Annotated in this window: 13 protein-coding genes and 1 riboswitch; of the genes, 8 read left to right on the forward strand and 5 right to left on the reverse strand. The window is 61.5% G+C overall.

What is annotated here, in order from left to right:
* Nucleotides 1-70: 70 nt before the first annotated feature.
* Together ligB and HKK57_RS07100 are read left to right on the forward strand one after the other, a co-directional pair.
* The gene (gene ligB / locus HKK57_RS07095; RefSeq protein WP_237150405.1) at nucleotides 71-1,750 is read left to right on the forward strand and encodes an NAD-dependent DNA ligase LigB; all 1,680 of its coding nucleotides are present in this window, start codon (nucleotides 71-73) and stop codon (nucleotides 1,748-1,750) included.
* Nucleotides 1,751-1,831: 81 nt separating this feature from the next.
* Nucleotides 1,832-2,227, forward strand: coding sequence for a DUF1090 domain-containing protein (locus HKK57_RS07100; RefSeq protein WP_070993957.1), 396 nt, complete (start codon nucleotides 1,832-1,834; stop codon nucleotides 2,225-2,227).
* Between the two features lie 30 nt (nucleotides 2,228-2,257).
* Here the strand turns inward: HKK57_RS07100 and HKK57_RS07105 are convergent, their stop codons facing one another.
* Nucleotides 2,258-2,707 carry a c-type cytochrome gene (locus HKK57_RS07105; protein WP_029297371.1) on the reverse strand — a complete coding sequence of 150 codons (450 nt, stop codon included), beginning with the start codon at nucleotides 2,705-2,707 and terminating at the stop codon, nucleotides 2,258-2,260.
* A gap of 128 nt (nucleotides 2,708-2,835) precedes the next feature.
* Here HKK57_RS07105 and mltA point away from each other — a divergent pair, with 128 nt between their 5' ends.
* Complete coding sequence (gene mltA, locus HKK57_RS07110; RefSeq protein WP_169389975.1) at nucleotides 2,836-4,017, forward strand: murein transglycosylase A; 1,182 nt, start codon at nucleotides 2,836-2,838, stop codon at nucleotides 4,015-4,017.
* A gap of 40 nt (nucleotides 4,018-4,057) precedes the next feature.
* Here the strand turns inward: mltA and HKK57_RS07115 are convergent, their stop codons facing one another.
* Together HKK57_RS07115 and HKK57_RS07120 are read right to left on the reverse strand one after the other, a co-directional pair.
* Nucleotides 4,058-4,444: an MAPEG family protein gene (locus tag HKK57_RS07115; protein WP_070993958.1), complete on the reverse strand. Its 387-nt coding sequence runs from the start codon at nucleotides 4,442-4,444 to the stop codon at nucleotides 4,058-4,060.
* Nucleotides 4,445-4,475: 31 nt separating this feature from the next.
* On the reverse strand, nucleotides 4,476-5,309 hold the full coding sequence (locus tag HKK57_RS07120; protein WP_169389976.1) for an EamA family transporter: 834 nt from the start codon (nucleotides 5,307-5,309) through the stop codon (nucleotides 4,476-4,478).
* 136 nt (nucleotides 5,310-5,445) lie between these two features.
* Here HKK57_RS07120 and HKK57_RS07125 point away from each other — a divergent pair, with 136 nt between their 5' ends.
* Nucleotides 5,446-6,705, forward strand: a complete 1,260-nt coding sequence (locus HKK57_RS07125; RefSeq protein ID WP_029297379.1) for a cation:proton antiporter — start codon at nucleotides 5,446-5,448, stop codon at nucleotides 6,703-6,705.
* Here the strand turns inward: HKK57_RS07125 and HKK57_RS07130 are convergent.
* Together HKK57_RS07130 and HKK57_RS07135 are read right to left on the reverse strand one after the other, a co-directional pair.
* Nucleotides 6,699-7,586 carry a formate/nitrite transporter family protein gene (locus tag HKK57_RS07130; RefSeq protein ID WP_029297381.1) on the reverse strand — a complete coding sequence of 296 codons (888 nt, stop codon included), beginning with the start codon at nucleotides 7,584-7,586 and terminating at the stop codon, nucleotides 6,699-6,701. The genes HKK57_RS07125 and HKK57_RS07130 overlap by 7 nt on opposite strands.
* A gap of 85 nt (nucleotides 7,587-7,671) precedes the next feature.
* Nucleotides 7,672-8,070, reverse strand: coding sequence for an acyl-CoA thioesterase (locus HKK57_RS07135; RefSeq protein WP_029297383.1), 399 nt, complete (start codon nucleotides 8,068-8,070; stop codon nucleotides 7,672-7,674).
* Between the two features lie 198 nt (nucleotides 8,071-8,268).
* Nucleotides 8,269-8,376, forward strand: a riboswitch (S-adenosyl-L-homocysteine riboswitch).
* A 21-nt stretch (nucleotides 8,377-8,397) separates the two neighbouring features.
* On the opposite strand from HKK57_RS07135, the gene ahcY reads away from it, so the two are divergent.
* The 4 genes from ahcY to HKK57_RS07155 all read left to right on the forward strand — a co-directional run bounded on the left by ahcY (nucleotide 8,398) and on the right by HKK57_RS07155 (nucleotide 13,866).
* A complete protein-coding gene (gene ahcY / locus HKK57_RS07140; protein WP_029297385.1) occupies nucleotides 8,398-9,807 on the forward strand; it encodes an adenosylhomocysteinase in 1,410 nt (469 codons plus the stop codon).
* A 178-nt stretch (nucleotides 9,808-9,985) separates the two neighbouring features.
* Nucleotides 9,986-10,831, forward strand: coding sequence for a methylenetetrahydrofolate reductase [NAD(P)H] (metF, locus tag HKK57_RS07145; protein WP_169389977.1), 846 nt, complete (start codon nucleotides 9,986-9,988; stop codon nucleotides 10,829-10,831).
* A gap of 127 nt (nucleotides 10,832-10,958) precedes the next feature.
* Nucleotides 10,959-11,762: a substrate-binding periplasmic protein gene (locus HKK57_RS07150; protein WP_029297389.1), complete on the forward strand. Its 804-nt coding sequence runs from the start codon at nucleotides 10,959-10,961 to the stop codon at nucleotides 11,760-11,762.
* 223 nt (nucleotides 11,763-11,985) lie between these two features.
* Nucleotides 11,986-13,866, forward strand: coding sequence for a DEAD/DEAH box helicase (locus tag HKK57_RS07155; RefSeq protein WP_029297392.1), 1,881 nt, complete (start codon nucleotides 11,986-11,988; stop codon nucleotides 13,864-13,866).
* Nucleotides 13,867-14,097 lie beyond the last annotated feature (231 nt).

The raw sequence follows: 14,097 nt of genomic DNA on the forward strand, positions 1-14,097 counted from the left end.
CCTGCGGGGCTTTTTTATGGGCGTTTGCTTGCTTTAGGCTGGGCGCCCCTTCAGAGCAAGGATGCTCGTGATGACGCCCCGCCTGCTGCACTACCTGCTGTTGATGCTCTTCCCTATCGTCGCTTGGGCGCAGGGCTGCCCGGACTGGCCAGCCGACAAGGCCCGGGACGAAATCGCCGCCCTGCAACGGCAAATCGGCCTGTGGGATGACAGCTACCACCGGCTCGGCCAATCCCTTATCAGCGACGAGCTGTACGACCAGGCTCGCATACGCCTAGAGCAATGGCGCCGGTGCTTTGCACAGGTGGCGCCGCCTGGCGACAGCCCCCTTTCCAGCGCCCGGGGCACCATCCCCCACCCAGTGCCGCACACGGGCCTTGCGAAGCTGGTCAACGACCGCGCCGTGGAAGACTGGGTCCGCACTCGCAGCGACCTGTGGATACAACCCAAGGTCGATGGCGTCGCCATAACCCTGATCTACCGTGGGGGGCGCCTGGCCCAGGTCATCAGCCGTGGCGATGGCCTGCTCGGCCAGGACTGGACGACGTCGGCCCGCAAAATCCCCGGCATCGTGCAACGGCTGCCCGAAGCCATCGACCTGCTTTTGCAGGGCGAGCTCTACTGGCGCCTGGATGCCCATATACAAGGTGAGACGGGGGGCATGAACGCCCGCAGCAAAATCTCCGGGCTGATGAACCGTCACCAACTGAGTGACGCCGACGCCGCAGGTATCGGCCTGTTTGTCTGGGCCTGGCCCCAGGGGCCGGCGGACCTCAGGCAGCAACTGGGCACCCTCGCACGCTGGGGTTTTAGCGACAGCCAGCGCTATAGCCAACCCATCGAGAACTTCGAACAGGCGCGGCACTGGCGCACCTTCTGGCATGGGCATCCATTGCCCTTCGCCACCGACGGAGTGGTGCTGCACCAAAGCCAGCGCGCTCCGGCCGAACGCTGGCAGGCCAGTACGCCGTATTGGGCGGTTGCCTGGAAATACCCGGTGATCAAAGCCCTGGCCCATGTGCGCCAGGTGCAGTTCAAGATCGGCCGCACCGGGCGCATCACGCCGATCCTGGAACTGCACCCGGTGCTGCTCGACGACCGCCAGATCCGGCGCGTCAGCATCGGCTCCTTGAAGCGTTGGCAGGAGTTGGATATCCGTCCCGGTGACCAGATATCCATCAGCCTTGCCGGCCAAGTGATCCCAAGGCTCGACCAAGTCATCCTGCGCAGCCACCCACGCGCGGATATCACCGTGCCTGCGGCGAGCAATTTCCATCACCTGAGCTGCTGGCGACTGACTCCTGCCTGTGAGGAACAGCTGCTGGCCCGGCTGGCCTGGCTCAGTGGCAAGCAGGGGCTGGATCTGCCACACATTGGCCGCGAGACCTGGAACAGTTTGATCCAGGCCGGTCAAATCAGCGGTTTGGTGGATTGGTTGAACCTTGATGAGACAGAGCTTGCTACCATTGACGGATTCGGCGAGCGCAGCAGTGCGCGCCTGCTTGCGGGCTTGCGAGTTGCGCGCCAGCGACCGTTCGCGCAATGGCTGATGGCGCTGGGGGTTCCACCGACCGCCCGGAACAACCTCGCGGGCGGCTGGCAGGCCCTGGCCGCGCGAGACACTCAAGCCTGGCAAGCCGAAGCGGGAATCGGCCCGGGACGCGCGGCGCAGTTGAGCGCCTTTTTTCGCGACCCTCAGGTGGTGGCCATGAGTGAAACACTGCGGGCTGCCGGGATAGACGGCTTTTAGTCCCGGGCCCGTTACATTAATCGGTACCGGCAGAAATCATCCTGCCCACCTGACAACTATCTTGTTTAATCTGGAGTCTTTATGAAGTTTCTTGCACCGCTTGCCCTGCTGACCATCACCAGCTTAATGACCACACCATTGATGGCTGCCGAGACGGCCCCGCAACTGACCGGCTGCGCCGCCAAGCGTCAAGCCATCAGCCTGCAGATCGAACAAGCCAAGGCCCACGGCAACAGTGAGCAACAAGCCGGCCTGGAAAAAGCCTTGAGCGAAGTCACCGCCCATTGCACCGACGCCTCCCTGAAAAAGGAACGCGAGAACAAGGTGCTGGATGCCAAACACGAAGTCAGCCGCCGTCAGGCCGACCTCGACAAGGCCATGAAAAAGGGCGACTCCGAGAAGATCAACAAGCGTAAGGACAAGCTCGCCGAATCGCGCAAAGAGTTGCAGGAAGCCCTCGACGACCTGGACAAGTAAGGCGCATTCGGCGTTCTTGCCCGATCAGGCTCAGTGGTCGCGAAACTGCTTATGACAGGCGCTGCAGGCATCTTCGACTTTCTGCACGGCCGGCCCCAGGTTACTGGCCTTGTAAGGCTGAACCTGGCTGGCGATCACCAATTCACCGGTGGCCGCCTCAAGGTTGCGCGCCAGTTCCTGGAACTGCGCCTGTTTTTGCCAGACCTCATCCTTGGCGCTGGTGTGGTCTTCTTCGCGCACCGTTGGAAAGTGCTTCCACGGCTCATGGGACAGAGCGTCGAGCTTGACCGCACCTTCGGCAAATTTCGCCCCGTCGAACGGGATGCGACCGCGCAGCATGCCACCCAGGTCTTCGCCGGTCTTGAGCATCTGCTTGAAAATAGCCTTGCGCTGGCCCAGTGGCGAGTTTGGATCAACGCCACCGCAGGCAGTCAGCGTCAGGCAGGCCAGCAATACAACAGTCAGTTTTTTAAAAGTCATGGTGGCTCAGGGTCACGGGAAACGGCGGCCAGTATCCTCGCCCCGCCCGCAAAGACCAATAGCCCTATTAATAATATGGATGCTTGCGCCACAACCTGCGCGGGCAATCGCCTTGGGAATTTACTTGCATGAATAACCTGTTGAACCCCTGGAGTCGCCGACTGGCGTGGGCTCTGCCGATGATCGCGCTGCTCGCAGGATGCGACGGCGGCAACACTCCGGCCCCCACGCCTGCGCCCGAAAAACCCCACGCCGTAGCGACCTATGTCAGCGCCACCTGGGACGCCCTGCCCGTGGTTTCGGACAGCGACCTGCAAGCCGGTTTCGAATCCTGGCGCAGTGCCTGCCAACGCCTGAAGAACGATCCGATATGGGGCACCACCTGCGCGGCAGCGGCCAATGTGCCGGGCAATGCCGGCGACATCCGCGGCTTCCTCAAGCAACAGTTGAACGTCTACGGCTTGCGCTCGGCGGACAACACGCCCAATGGCCTGATCACTGGCTACTACGAGCCGGTCTATCCAGGCAGCCTCACCGAAACCAAAACCGCCCATGTTCCCGTGTTTGGCGTGCCGGACGACCTGATCATCGTCAACCTCGAAAGCATCTACCCCGAACTCAAGGGCAAACGCCTGCGCGGGCGCCTGGAAGGCCGGGTCCTCAAGCCCTATGACGATGCCGGCACCATCAACCAACAAGGCTCCAGTGCCAAGCCGATTGCCTGGCTGACCCACCCGATGGACCTGCAATTCCTGCAAATCCAGGGCTCTGGCCGCATCCAGCTGGCTGATGGCCGACAACTGCGCGTGGGCTACGCCGACCAGAACGGTTTCCCCTATCGCCCGATCGGCCGCTGGCTGGTGGAGCAAGGCGAGTTGAAGAAAGAAGAAGTCAGCATGGGCGCGATCAGTGCCTGGGCCAAGGCAAACCCGCAGCGCATCCCGGAACTGTTGGCGAGCAACCCCAGCTACGTCTTCTTCAGCACCCGGCCCGATAGCAACGAAGGCCCGCGCGGCTCGCTGAACGTGCCGCTGACTGCTGGCTACAGCGTGGCGGTGGACCGCAAGGTCATCCCGCTGGGCAGCCTGTTATGGCTGTCGACCACCCGGCCCGACGGCTCGCCAGTGGTACGACCGGTAGCGGCTCAGGACACTGGTGGTGCGATTGTCGGTGAGGTGCGTGCGGACCTGTTCTGGGGCACGGGTGATGCTGCGGGCGAGTTGGCCGGGAATATGAAGCAGCAGGGCCAGATCTGGATGCTGTGGCCCAAGGGCGCAGCGCTACCCAAAGTGCCGGACGCCCCCCTGTAGGAGCCGGCTTACCGGGGCAAGCAGGCACTGGCCGCGCGCCTTACATCGAGACGAAGAAAAAGCTCGCAATCAACACCATGCCCACAAACCACACCAGCGAACGCAAGATCGCCCAGTCCGCCAAATAGCAGATGATGTACAACAGGCGACTGGTGATAAACAGCACCGCCAGGACGTTGATGGTCACCAGTTCCGCGTTGCCCGCCAGGTGGGCAATGATCACCGCCGCCGCAAACGCCGGGGTCACTTCAAAGCTGTTGAGCTGTGCGCTATGGGCGCGTTTGGCAAAACCTTCCAGGGTCTCCAGGAAGGCCCGGGGGTCGTGGTTCTGCCGGGGCCCGAATTTGCCGCCACTGAACTTGGCCACGCCGGTGCACAGGTAAGGCAGAAAAATTGCGATCAACACACACCAGAAAGCGACAGTCATCACTCATTCCTTTTTTAGTTTTATCCACTGGTTAGAGTTTCATCACGAGCATGCCGATCAGTACCAACCCACAGGCTAAGAGCCGGGAGCGGCCGAAAGGTTCTTTCAGATAGCGCATACCGAACAACACCACCAGGATCACGCTGACTTCCCGCAGCGCGGCGGCCTCGGCAATCGAGCCCAACTGCATGGCCCAAAGCACCAGAGCGTAGCTCAACAACACGCACAATCCCACGCTCAGCCCCAACCGCCATTGCGTGCGCCAGAACAGGTTGAACGCCGCCCGCTTGCGCACCATGGCCAACAATGGAAAAGGCCAGGCGCTGAGCAGCGTCAGCCAGACCAGGTAGTCCAAAGGGTGCGACCAGCGCCGCAGCGCCTGCCCGTCGAGGAAGGTATAGCAGCCGATGCACAAGCCGATCAGCGCCACCACCGGCAGCATCGACCAGGGCAACCTGTCCCCGCCACCGCCCTGCCACAACAGGCACAGCATGCCGAACGGGATCAGCAGGATGCCGACAATCTGCTGGGTACTGAGCACTTCACCGGCAAACACCAGGGTCAACGCCAGCACCACCAGCGGTGATAAGCCACGCATCAACGGGTACACCAGCCCCAGGTCGCCGACGCGATAGGCCTGGATCAACAGGTACCGGTAGAGCAACTCGAACAACGCCGAAGCGATGATCCACGGCCAGATTTCCAGGGGCGGCAGTGAAACAAATCCCACCGCCAGCAGAACAAACAACAGCGCAACGCTGTCCATGCAGGCGATCACCAACAGGCGTTCGCCGCTGAATTTGATCAAGGTGTTCCACGTCGCATGCAACAACGCCGCTACCAGGACAAGGGCCGTCGCAAGCAATGGAACCTCCTTAATTGATTCGGGATGTATCAGCACATGTTTATACTAAACGCCGCTTCGGCGCACCTAGCATGCCTATGACGGCTGCCATTTCCCCTATCTGCTCTTATTTCAACCGCCTTCCAAAGGACCCCGGATGCTTGAACTTGTTGCCGCCTTCATATGCCTCACCACCCTGCTCACTTATGTGAACTTCCGGTTTATCGGCTTGCCACCGACCATCGGCGTAATGGTCACCGCGCTGATGTTTTCCCTATTACTCCAAGGCCTGAGCTTTATCGGTTACCCCGGCCTTGAAGAGCGCGTCCAGCAATTGATCGGCCAAATCGACTTCGGCGACTTGCTGATGAACTGGATGCTGTCGTTCCTGCTGTTCGCCGGCGCCTTGCACGTCAACCTGAACGACCTGCGCAGTTATCGCTGGCCCATCGGCCTGCTGGCAACCTTCGGCGTATTGATCGCCACCGTCGTGATCGGCAGCCTGGCGTATTACATCTTTGCCCTGTTTGGCTGGCATGTGAGCTTCCTCTACTGCCTGCTGTTCGGCGCACTGATCTCGCCCACCGACCCGATTGCGGTGCTCGGCGTGTTGCGTACCGCCAATGCGTCAAAACCGCTGAAGACCACGATTGTCGGCGAATCGCTGTTCAACGACGGTACGGCGGTGGTGGTGTTTACCGTACTGCTGGGCATCGCGCAGCTCGGCGAGACGCCCACCGTAGGCGCCACTGCCATGCTGTTTGCCCATGAGGCGATTGGCGGCGTGGTGTTTGGCGGGCTGATCGGCTACCTGGTGTACCTGATGATCAAGAGCATCGAGCAGCATCAGATCGAAGTCATGCTGACCCTGGCACTGGTGATCGGCGGCTCGGCGATGGCCTCCGAGCTGCACGTATCGGCGCCGATTGCGATGGTGGTGGCCGGGCTGATCATCGGCAACCTGGGACGCAAGCTGGCGATGAACGACATGACCCGTCGCTACCTGGATGGCTTCTGGGAGTTGCTCGACGACATGCTCAACGCACTGCTGTTTGCACTGATCGGCATGGAACTACTGCTGTTGCCGTTCAACTGGCTACATGTACTTGCCGCCAGCCTGCTGGCGGTAGCGATCCTGCTGTCTCGCCTGCTGACGGTGGCCCCGGCGATCCTGTTGCTACGGCGCTGGCGCACGGTGCCGCGCGGCACCATCCGCATCCTCACCTGGGGCGGGCTGCGCGGCGGGGTTTCGGTGGCGCTGGCCCTGGCCTTGCCGTTGGGTCCGGAGCGTGACCTGCTGTTGAGCATCACCTATATCGTGGTGCTGTCGTCGATCCTGTTGCAGGGTTTGAGCATCGGCAGGCTGGTCAAGCGCGTGACCCAGGGCGAGCCCCAGGCCACGCCTGAACATCACTGATCCTTGTCGATCTGCTGCGGATGCCTGGGATCCGCAGCCTTTTTACCCGGCAAGCTGCTTTCGCTGCGAATCTGCGCATGGCTGATCAACGCGAAGATAAAACTGCCGCCGATGATGTTGCCGGCCAGGGTCGGGCCGGCAAATATCAGCCAGAAGTCCTTCCACGGCAGCTCGCCGGCAAATACCAGGTAGGACACCTCCGCCGAACCGACGACGATGTGGGTAAAGTCGCCCAGTGCCATCAGATAGGTGATCAGGATAATGATCCACATCTTGGCGCTTTCCATGGACGGGATCATCCATACCATGGTGGCGATCATCCAACCGGAGACAATGCCCTTGGCGAACATCTGGCCGGTGTCGTTCTCCATGATCTTGCGCCCGATCTCCAAGAAAGCCAGGTCGGTCTTGGTGTCGAAGATCGGTAAGTGCAACATCACATAGGCCACCAGCAAGGTGCCACACAGGTTGCCCACCAACACCACCGTCCACAGCCGCAACAGGCGCCCGGCATTGCCCAGGGTCGGCTTGCTCATCACCGGCAGCACGGCGGTCAGGGTGTTTTCGGTGAACAGTTGCTGGCGCGCGAGGATCACCGCCAAAAAACCCGCGCAGTAGCCCAGGCTGGCGATCACCTTAAAGCCTTCGCCGTCCGGCAGGCGTGAGTTGAGCAACCCCATGGCCATCAATGACAGGCCCATGGTCAGACCCGCAGCCAGCGCTGACCACCATAACGCCGCGACGCTGCGCTCCAGTTCCTGGTCGCCCTGGGTGCGGATGATTTCATGCAACACAGCCGCCCGGGGCGGCTGGTTTTTGTCCACGTCGTGCTGTTCTTCCTGCGACAGATTGGGAGTCTTGCCGTCTTTTTGCGTGGCCATGGGCGTACCTGAACGAGGGGGCGATTTCAGGTACGACCTGTGCGCCCTCAAGAGCGTTCAATGACCACCGCTACACGGCGGATCGTTACTCGCTGTCGTCCTGGAACTGATCCTTCACGTACTTGATCTCGGTACGCCCGTGGGGCGCCGGCAGGCCGTCTTCGCCGAGGTTGACGAAGACCATTTTTTCCACGGTCAGGATGCTTTTGCGCGTGATCTTGTTGCGCACTTCACAGGTCAGGGTGATGGAGGTGCGGCCAAACTCGGTAGCGGTGATGCCCAGCTCGATGATGTCGCCCTGGCGCGAAGCGCTGACAAAATTGATCTCGGAGATGTACTTGGTCACCACTCGCTGGTTGCCCAACTGGACAATCGCATAGATCGCCGCTTCTTCATCGATCCAGCGCAGCAGGCTGCCACCGAACAGGGTGCCGTTGGGGTTCAGGTCTTCGGGTTTTACCCACTTGCGGGTGTGGAAGTTCATGTTCACTCCAAAGCGTCTTGCGAAATGATGGGCAACATCATGGCAGAGCGCCGGCCCAAGCTCTATGAGCCATTGCCTATCACAGCCATGAGCGATCTTCATGAGCCCGACAGAAAGGCTTGGGAAGTCGGGCGCAGGCGGCTATAATCGCCACCGTTTCAAAACGGTCATCTGTGATTGATACCGTTCTCCCGCCACCTGTCCGAGGGGCGCTGCAGCAGGCCCTGGCCTGTCAGGCTCGGATGGGGCGTTGCCCAGCCAGGTTGTCCTGGTTGGATACTAAACGCACAACGGCGCCCATTCGCACACTACGAATGGAGGCTCTTCATGAGCGCTGTAATCACGCCTGCAGGTTTTACCGACTACAAAGTCGCCGATATGTCCCTCGCTGCCTGGGGCCGTCGCGAAACCTTTATCGCCGAATCCGAAATGCCAGCCCTGATGGGTCTGCGCCGCAAGTACGCCGCTGAACAGCCGCTCAAGGGCGCGAAGATTCTCGGCTGCATCCACATGACCATCCAGACTGCCGTGCTGATCGAAACCCTGGTTGCCCTGGGTGCCGAAGTGCGTTGGTCGTCCTGCAACATCTTCTCGACTCAAGACCAGGCCGCTGCTGCCATCGCCGCTGCCGGTATCCCGGTGTTCGCCTGGAAAGGCGAGACCGAAGAAGAGTACGAGTGGTGCCTGGAGCAAACCATCCTGAAAGATGGCGCGCCTTGGGATGCCAACATGATCCTCGACGACGGCGGCGACCTGACCGAGCTGCTGCACAAGAAATACCCGGCCATCCTGGACCGCGTCCACGGCGTGACCGAAGAAACCACCACCGGCGTACACCGCCTGCTGGACATGCTGGCCAAGGGCGAGCTGAAAATCCCGGCCATCAACGTCAACGACTCGGTGACCAAGAGCAAGAACGACAACAAATACGGTTGCCGTCACAGCCTCAACGATGCGATCAAGCGCGGCACCGACCACCTGCTGTCGGGCAAGCAAGCCCTGGTGATCGGCTACGGTGACGTGGGCAAGGGTTCGTCCCAGTCCCTGCGCCAGGAAGGCATGATCGTCAAGGTTTCCGAAGTTGACCCGATCTGCGCCATGCAAGCCTGCATGGACGGTTTCGAAGTGGTCTCGCCGTTCATCGATGGCGTCAATGACGGCACCGAAGCCAGCATCGACAAAGCCCTGCTGGGCAAGATCGACCTGATCGTGACCACCACCGGTAACGTGAATGTGTGCGATGCCAACATGCTCAAGGCCCTGAAAAAGCGCGCCGTGGTGTGCAACATCGGTCACTTCGACAACGAGATCGACACCGCTTTCATGCGCAAGAACTGGGCATGGGAAGAAGTCAAGCCACAGGTGCACAAGGTTCACCGTACCGGCGCTGGTGATTTTGACCCGCAGAACGACGACTACCTGATCCTGCTGGCCGAAGGCCGCCTGGTTAACCTGGGCAACGCCACTGGCCACCCAAGCCGCATCATGGATGGCTCGTTCGCCAACCAGGTACTGGCACAGATCTTCCTGTTCGACCAGAAATACGCCGACCTGTCGCCAGCCCAGAAAGCCGAGCGCCTGACCGTGGAAGTACTGCCGAAAAAACTCGACGAAGAAGTGGCCCTGGAAATGGTCCGCGGCTTCGGCGGCGTAGTGACTCAACTGACCAAGACCCAGGCCGACTACATCGGCGTGACTGTCGAAGGTCCGTTCAAGCCGCACGCCTACCGCTACTGATCGGCCCTGCTGGCGCCGGCTCTTCTGTGGGAGCCGGGCTTGCCCGCGATGCAGGCACCTCGGTATTTGAGCAATACCGTGGTGACACTATCGCAGGCAAGCCAGCTCCCACAGAAAGCCCGGCACCCGCTTCGATTGTGTATGCCTTCCAGGCCTTCGAGTTTCCAAGGGTATTACCATGTCCCAAGACCGTCGCTACAGCTTCGAGTTCTTCCCGACCAAGACCGATGCTGGGCATGAAAAACTGATGGCAACTGCTAAGCAGTTGGCCATCTACAACCCCGATTTTTTCTCCTGCACCTACGGCGCAGGCGGCTCGACCCGTGATCGTACGATCAACACCGTGCTGCAGCTGGAAAGCGAAGCCAAGGTGCCCGCCGCTCCGCACCTGTCTTGCGTGGGCGACAGCAAGGACGACCTGCGCGGCCTGCTGACCCAGTACAAGGCTGCCGGCATCAAGCGTATCGTCGCCCTGCGCGGCGACCTGCCATCCGGCATGGGCATGGCCAGCGGCGAGCTGCGCTACGCCAACGACCTGGTGAGCTTCATTCGTGAAGAAACCGGTGATCACTTCCATATCGAAGTGGCCGCTTACCCGGAAATGCACCCGCAGGCGCGTAATTTCGAAGACGATCTCAACAACTTCGTACGCAAGGCCAATGCCGGCGCCAACAGCGCGATCACCCAGTACTTCTTCAACGCCGACAGCTACTTCTACTTCGTCGAGCGCGTGCAGGCCTTGGGCGTGAACATCCCGATCGTGCCGGGTATCATGCCGATCACCAACTACAGCAAGCTGGCGCGCTTTTCTGACGCCTGCGGTGCAGAAATCCCACGCTGGGTACGCAAGCAGCTGGAAGCCTACGGCGATGACGTCAAAAGCATCCAGGCCTTCGGCGAGCAGGTCATCAGCGAAATGTGCGAGACCTTGCTGCAAGGTGGCGCACCGGGGCTGCACTTCTACACCCTGAACCAGGCCGACCCGAGCCTGGCGATCTGGAACAACCTCAAGCTGCCACGCTGAGGCTGCCCGTTGTGCCGTCGCCCCGGATTCCTCGCGGGTCGGCGGCACAATAAAAATTCAGGTTTGCCGCCTGAAGATCCCCGATCCAGAGCTTCTCTTTAACCTGAGACAGTCGTAACCTCAGGGTATGCCCGTCATTCTCCAGTTGTTGACCGCTGTTATTTTCACTTGCCTGAGCCTGACCGCCCATGGCGAGAAACTGCGCATTGTCACCGAACCCTGGGCACCCTACGTCTACGAAGAAAACGGCCAGATGCGCGGGCTCGACTACGAGACCACCGTGATCGTGTTCCAGCGCCTGGGGATTGAGGTGCAATGGCAGTTCCTGCCCTGGAAACGTTGCCTGGCCATGCTCGACCAGGGCCTGGCAGATGGCGCGCTGGATATTTTTCACAGCCATGAACGCGACGCAGCACTGCTTTACCCCAGCGAACCGTTGTCCCAGGTTGAGTTTGTGATGTTCTACGCCAACGAGCGCCCGCATCCATTCCGCACCCTCAACGACCTGAAAGGGCTGACCATCGGCACGTCCCCCGGTTACCTGTATAGCGCCGGGTTCAGCGAATCCTCCCTGTTTACCCGCGAGCCGGCCCCCAGCCATGAGGCCAACTTCGGCAAGTTGGCCCGTGGCCGGATCGATCTGGTGATCACCGACCGCCGGGTCGGCCAGCATGTGCTCAAGGAGTTGGGCCTGGAGCAACAAGTCACCCAGGCGTCGCCGGTGATCAGCAGCCAGAAGCAATTCCTGGCCGTACGCCGTGGCGCGGGCATGGACCTGCTGGTGCAGCGCTTTGGCGCCGAGCTCAAACGCTTCAAGCAAGAGCCCGCCTACGCGGCCCTGAGTGCAAAATATGCCGGTACCGTGAGCCAAATCGCCCCGTCGCCCCTGCTGGACGACACCGTTGAGCAGCAGGAAAGCAGCGCGCAGTGATTGCTCTGTTATACTCCGGCCTTTCCGCCAGGCTTACGCCCGGCCTCTGTGGTCGTATCACAGGTATCCAACCCCGCTACTGCGCAGCTTTGCAGCCCGCGCGAGCCGTTGGAGTGCCTGCCAACCCCAGCAGGACCGGACGGGATTGCGTTCCTCTAAACGCCATTCGCGCCCGGCAAGATTATCCCTTTGGGCCAAGCCCTAACTACAAACAGGATTACTCATGTCCTTTGCTTCCCTCGGTCTCTCCGAGGCTTTAGTCCGCGCCATCGAGGCAGCGGGCTATACCGAGCCTACTCCGGTGCAACAGCGGGCTATTCCCGCCGTGTTGCAAGGTCGCGACCTGATGGTCGCGGCTCAGACAGGTACTGGTAAAACCGGCGGCTTCGCCCTCCCGATTCTGGAGCGGTTGTTCCCCAATGGTCACCCGGACAAATCCCAGCGTCACGGCCCGCGCCAACCCCGCGTACTGGTCCTGACCCCTACCCGCGAACTCGCCGCACAGGTGCATGACAGCTTCAAGCTGTACGCCCGTGACCTGAAGTTCGTCAGCGCCTGCATCTTCGGCGGCGTCGGCATGAACCCACAGGTTCAGGCCATGTCCCGTGGGGTTGACGTGCTGGTCGCCTGCCCTGGTCGTTTGCTCGACCTCTGCGGCCAAGGCAGCGTCGATCTGTCCCACGTGGAAATCCTCGTGCTGGACGAAGCCGACCGCATGCTCGACATGGGCTTTGTCCATGACGTGAAGAAAGTCCTCGCGCGCCTGCCGGCCAAGCGTCAGAACCTGCTGTTCTCGGCAACGTTCTCCAACGACATCACCGCCCTCGCCGGCAAGCTGCTGCACAACCCCGAGCGCATCGAAGTCACGCCGCCCAACACCACGGTCGAGCGTATCGAGCAACGGGTGTTCCGCCTGCCAGCCAGCCACAAGCGCTCGTTGCTGGCCCACTTGATCACCGCCGGCGCCTGGGAACAGGTGCTGGTGTTCACCCGCACCAAGCACGGCGCCAACCGCCTGGCCGAGTACCTGGACAAGCACGGCCTCACCGCTGTCGCCATCCACGGCAACAAGAGCCAGAACGCGCGGACCAAGGCCCTGGCCGACTTCAAGGCCGGCTCCGTGCGGATCCTGGTCGCCACCGATATCGCCGCCCGCGGCCTGGATATCGACCAACTGCCGCACGTGGTCAACTTCGAGCTGCCAAACGTCGATGAAGACTACGTGCACCGTATCGGCCGGACTGGCCGCGCCGGTCGTTCGGGCGAGGCCATTTCCCTGGTCGCCCCGGATGAAGAAAAACTGCTGAAAAGCATCGAGCGCATGACCAAGCAGAAAATCGCCGACGGCGACCTGATGGGCTTCGATGCCAGCACCGTAGAAGCCGAAAAGCCGGAAGTGCGCGAGCGTCCGGATGTGCGTAACCCGCGCAACCCACGTGGTCCCAAGGGCGATGGCCCGAACGGCGGCGGTGGTGGCGGTGGTCGTCGCGACAAAGGCAAGGACAAGGGCGGCAAGGACAAGGCGCCTACCAACGGCCGTGGCGAACGCCCAGCCCGCGAGCAAAAGCCCCGCGAAGGCACCCCGGCCCGCGAACAGCGCCAGCCGAGCCAGCCGCCACGCGCCGCCGCTGACCGCGCACCGGACGAGTTCCTCGACGACGATGTGGATAACTTCGGTAACCGCGTTGACTACGTGCCCCAGGCCAAACCGGCCCAGGGCCGTGGTCGCCGCCCTGGTGCCCCGGCACAGGGCGCAGGCGCCGGCGCTCCGCGCACCGGTGGTCAACCGCAGGGTCGCCAGAACGGTCCACGCAGCAGCAACGGCGCCACCACTGGCACCCCGCCTGCCAAGCGCAATGGTCCGCGTAACGGCGCTCCGCGTGATGGCCAGGCCCGTCGCGAAGAGTCGCGCAACCGCCGCCCTGCCCGTGATGAGCAGCCACGCTCCTCCGAGCCGGCCGTGCAGAACCCGCGCAGCGGCACCACGCCGAAGATTATCCACAAGGAGTCGAAAAGCGATCGCTTCCCGACACCTGAGCAGTTGGATCAACTGCCAGGCCGCCCTCGTGGTGAAAAACCAGCGTTGCTGACCCGCAACCGCTGATTTTCATAGCGCCACTAAAAATGCCCCGGTTCGAACGATCCGGGGCATTTTTTATGGACTGGGCATTGATCAACTGTGGGAGCTGGCTTGCCTGCGATGGCCATAGATATCTACACGACGTTGCCGCAACGCCTAAATCCATGCTGATAGCGCCGTTGTGGCGAGCGGGCTTGTCCCGCGCTGGGCTGCGAAGCAGCCCCAAAAAGCCCGCCGCGTGTCTTCAGATAAACC

Origin of the sequence: Pseudomonas sp. ADAK21 (assembly GCF_012935735.1) — a bacterium.
Lineage (GTDB): Bacteria > Pseudomonadota > Gammaproteobacteria > Pseudomonadales > Pseudomonadaceae > Aquipseudomonas > Aquipseudomonas proteolytica.

Excerpts from the sequence above, each read along its gene's own strand:
- HKK57_RS07150 (WP_029297389.1), top strand. The coding sequence starts at position 10,959 with ATGCCCGTCATTCTCCAGTTGTTGACCGCTGTTATTTTCACTTGCCTG.
- HKK57_RS07100 (WP_070993957.1), top strand. The coding sequence starts at position 1,832 with ATGAAGTTTCTTGCACCGCTTGCCCTGCTGACCATCACCAGCTTAATG.
- mltA (WP_169389975.1), top strand. The coding sequence starts at position 2,836 with ATGAATAACCTGTTGAACCCCTGGAGTCGCCGACTGGCGTGGGCTCTG.
- HKK57_RS07155 (WP_029297392.1), top strand. The coding sequence starts at position 11,986 with ATGTCCTTTGCTTCCCTCGGTCTCTCCGAGGCTTTAGTCCGCGCCATC.
- HKK57_RS07105 (WP_029297371.1), bottom strand. The coding sequence starts at position 2,707 with ATGACTTTTAAAAAACTGACTGTTGTATTGCTGGCCTGCCTGACGCTG.
- HKK57_RS07130 (WP_029297381.1), bottom strand. The coding sequence starts at position 7,586 with ATGGCCACGCAAAAAGACGGCAAGACTCCCAATCTGTCGCAGGAAGAA.
- HKK57_RS07125 (WP_029297379.1), top strand. The coding sequence starts at position 5,446 with ATGCTTGAACTTGTTGCCGCCTTCATATGCCTCACCACCCTGCTCACT.
- ahcY (WP_029297385.1), top strand. The coding sequence starts at position 8,398 with ATGAGCGCTGTAATCACGCCTGCAGGTTTTACCGACTACAAAGTCGCC.
- ligB (WP_237150405.1), top strand. The coding sequence starts at position 71 with ATGACGCCCCGCCTGCTGCACTACCTGCTGTTGATGCTCTTCCCTATC.
- HKK57_RS07115 (WP_070993958.1), bottom strand. The coding sequence starts at position 4,444 with ATGACTGTCGCTTTCTGGTGTGTGTTGATCGCAATTTTTCTGCCTTAC.
- metF (WP_169389977.1), top strand. The coding sequence starts at position 9,986 with ATGTCCCAAGACCGTCGCTACAGCTTCGAGTTCTTCCCGACCAAGACC.
- HKK57_RS07135 (WP_029297383.1), bottom strand. The coding sequence starts at position 8,070 with ATGAACTTCCACACCCGCAAGTGGGTAAAACCCGAAGACCTGAACCCC.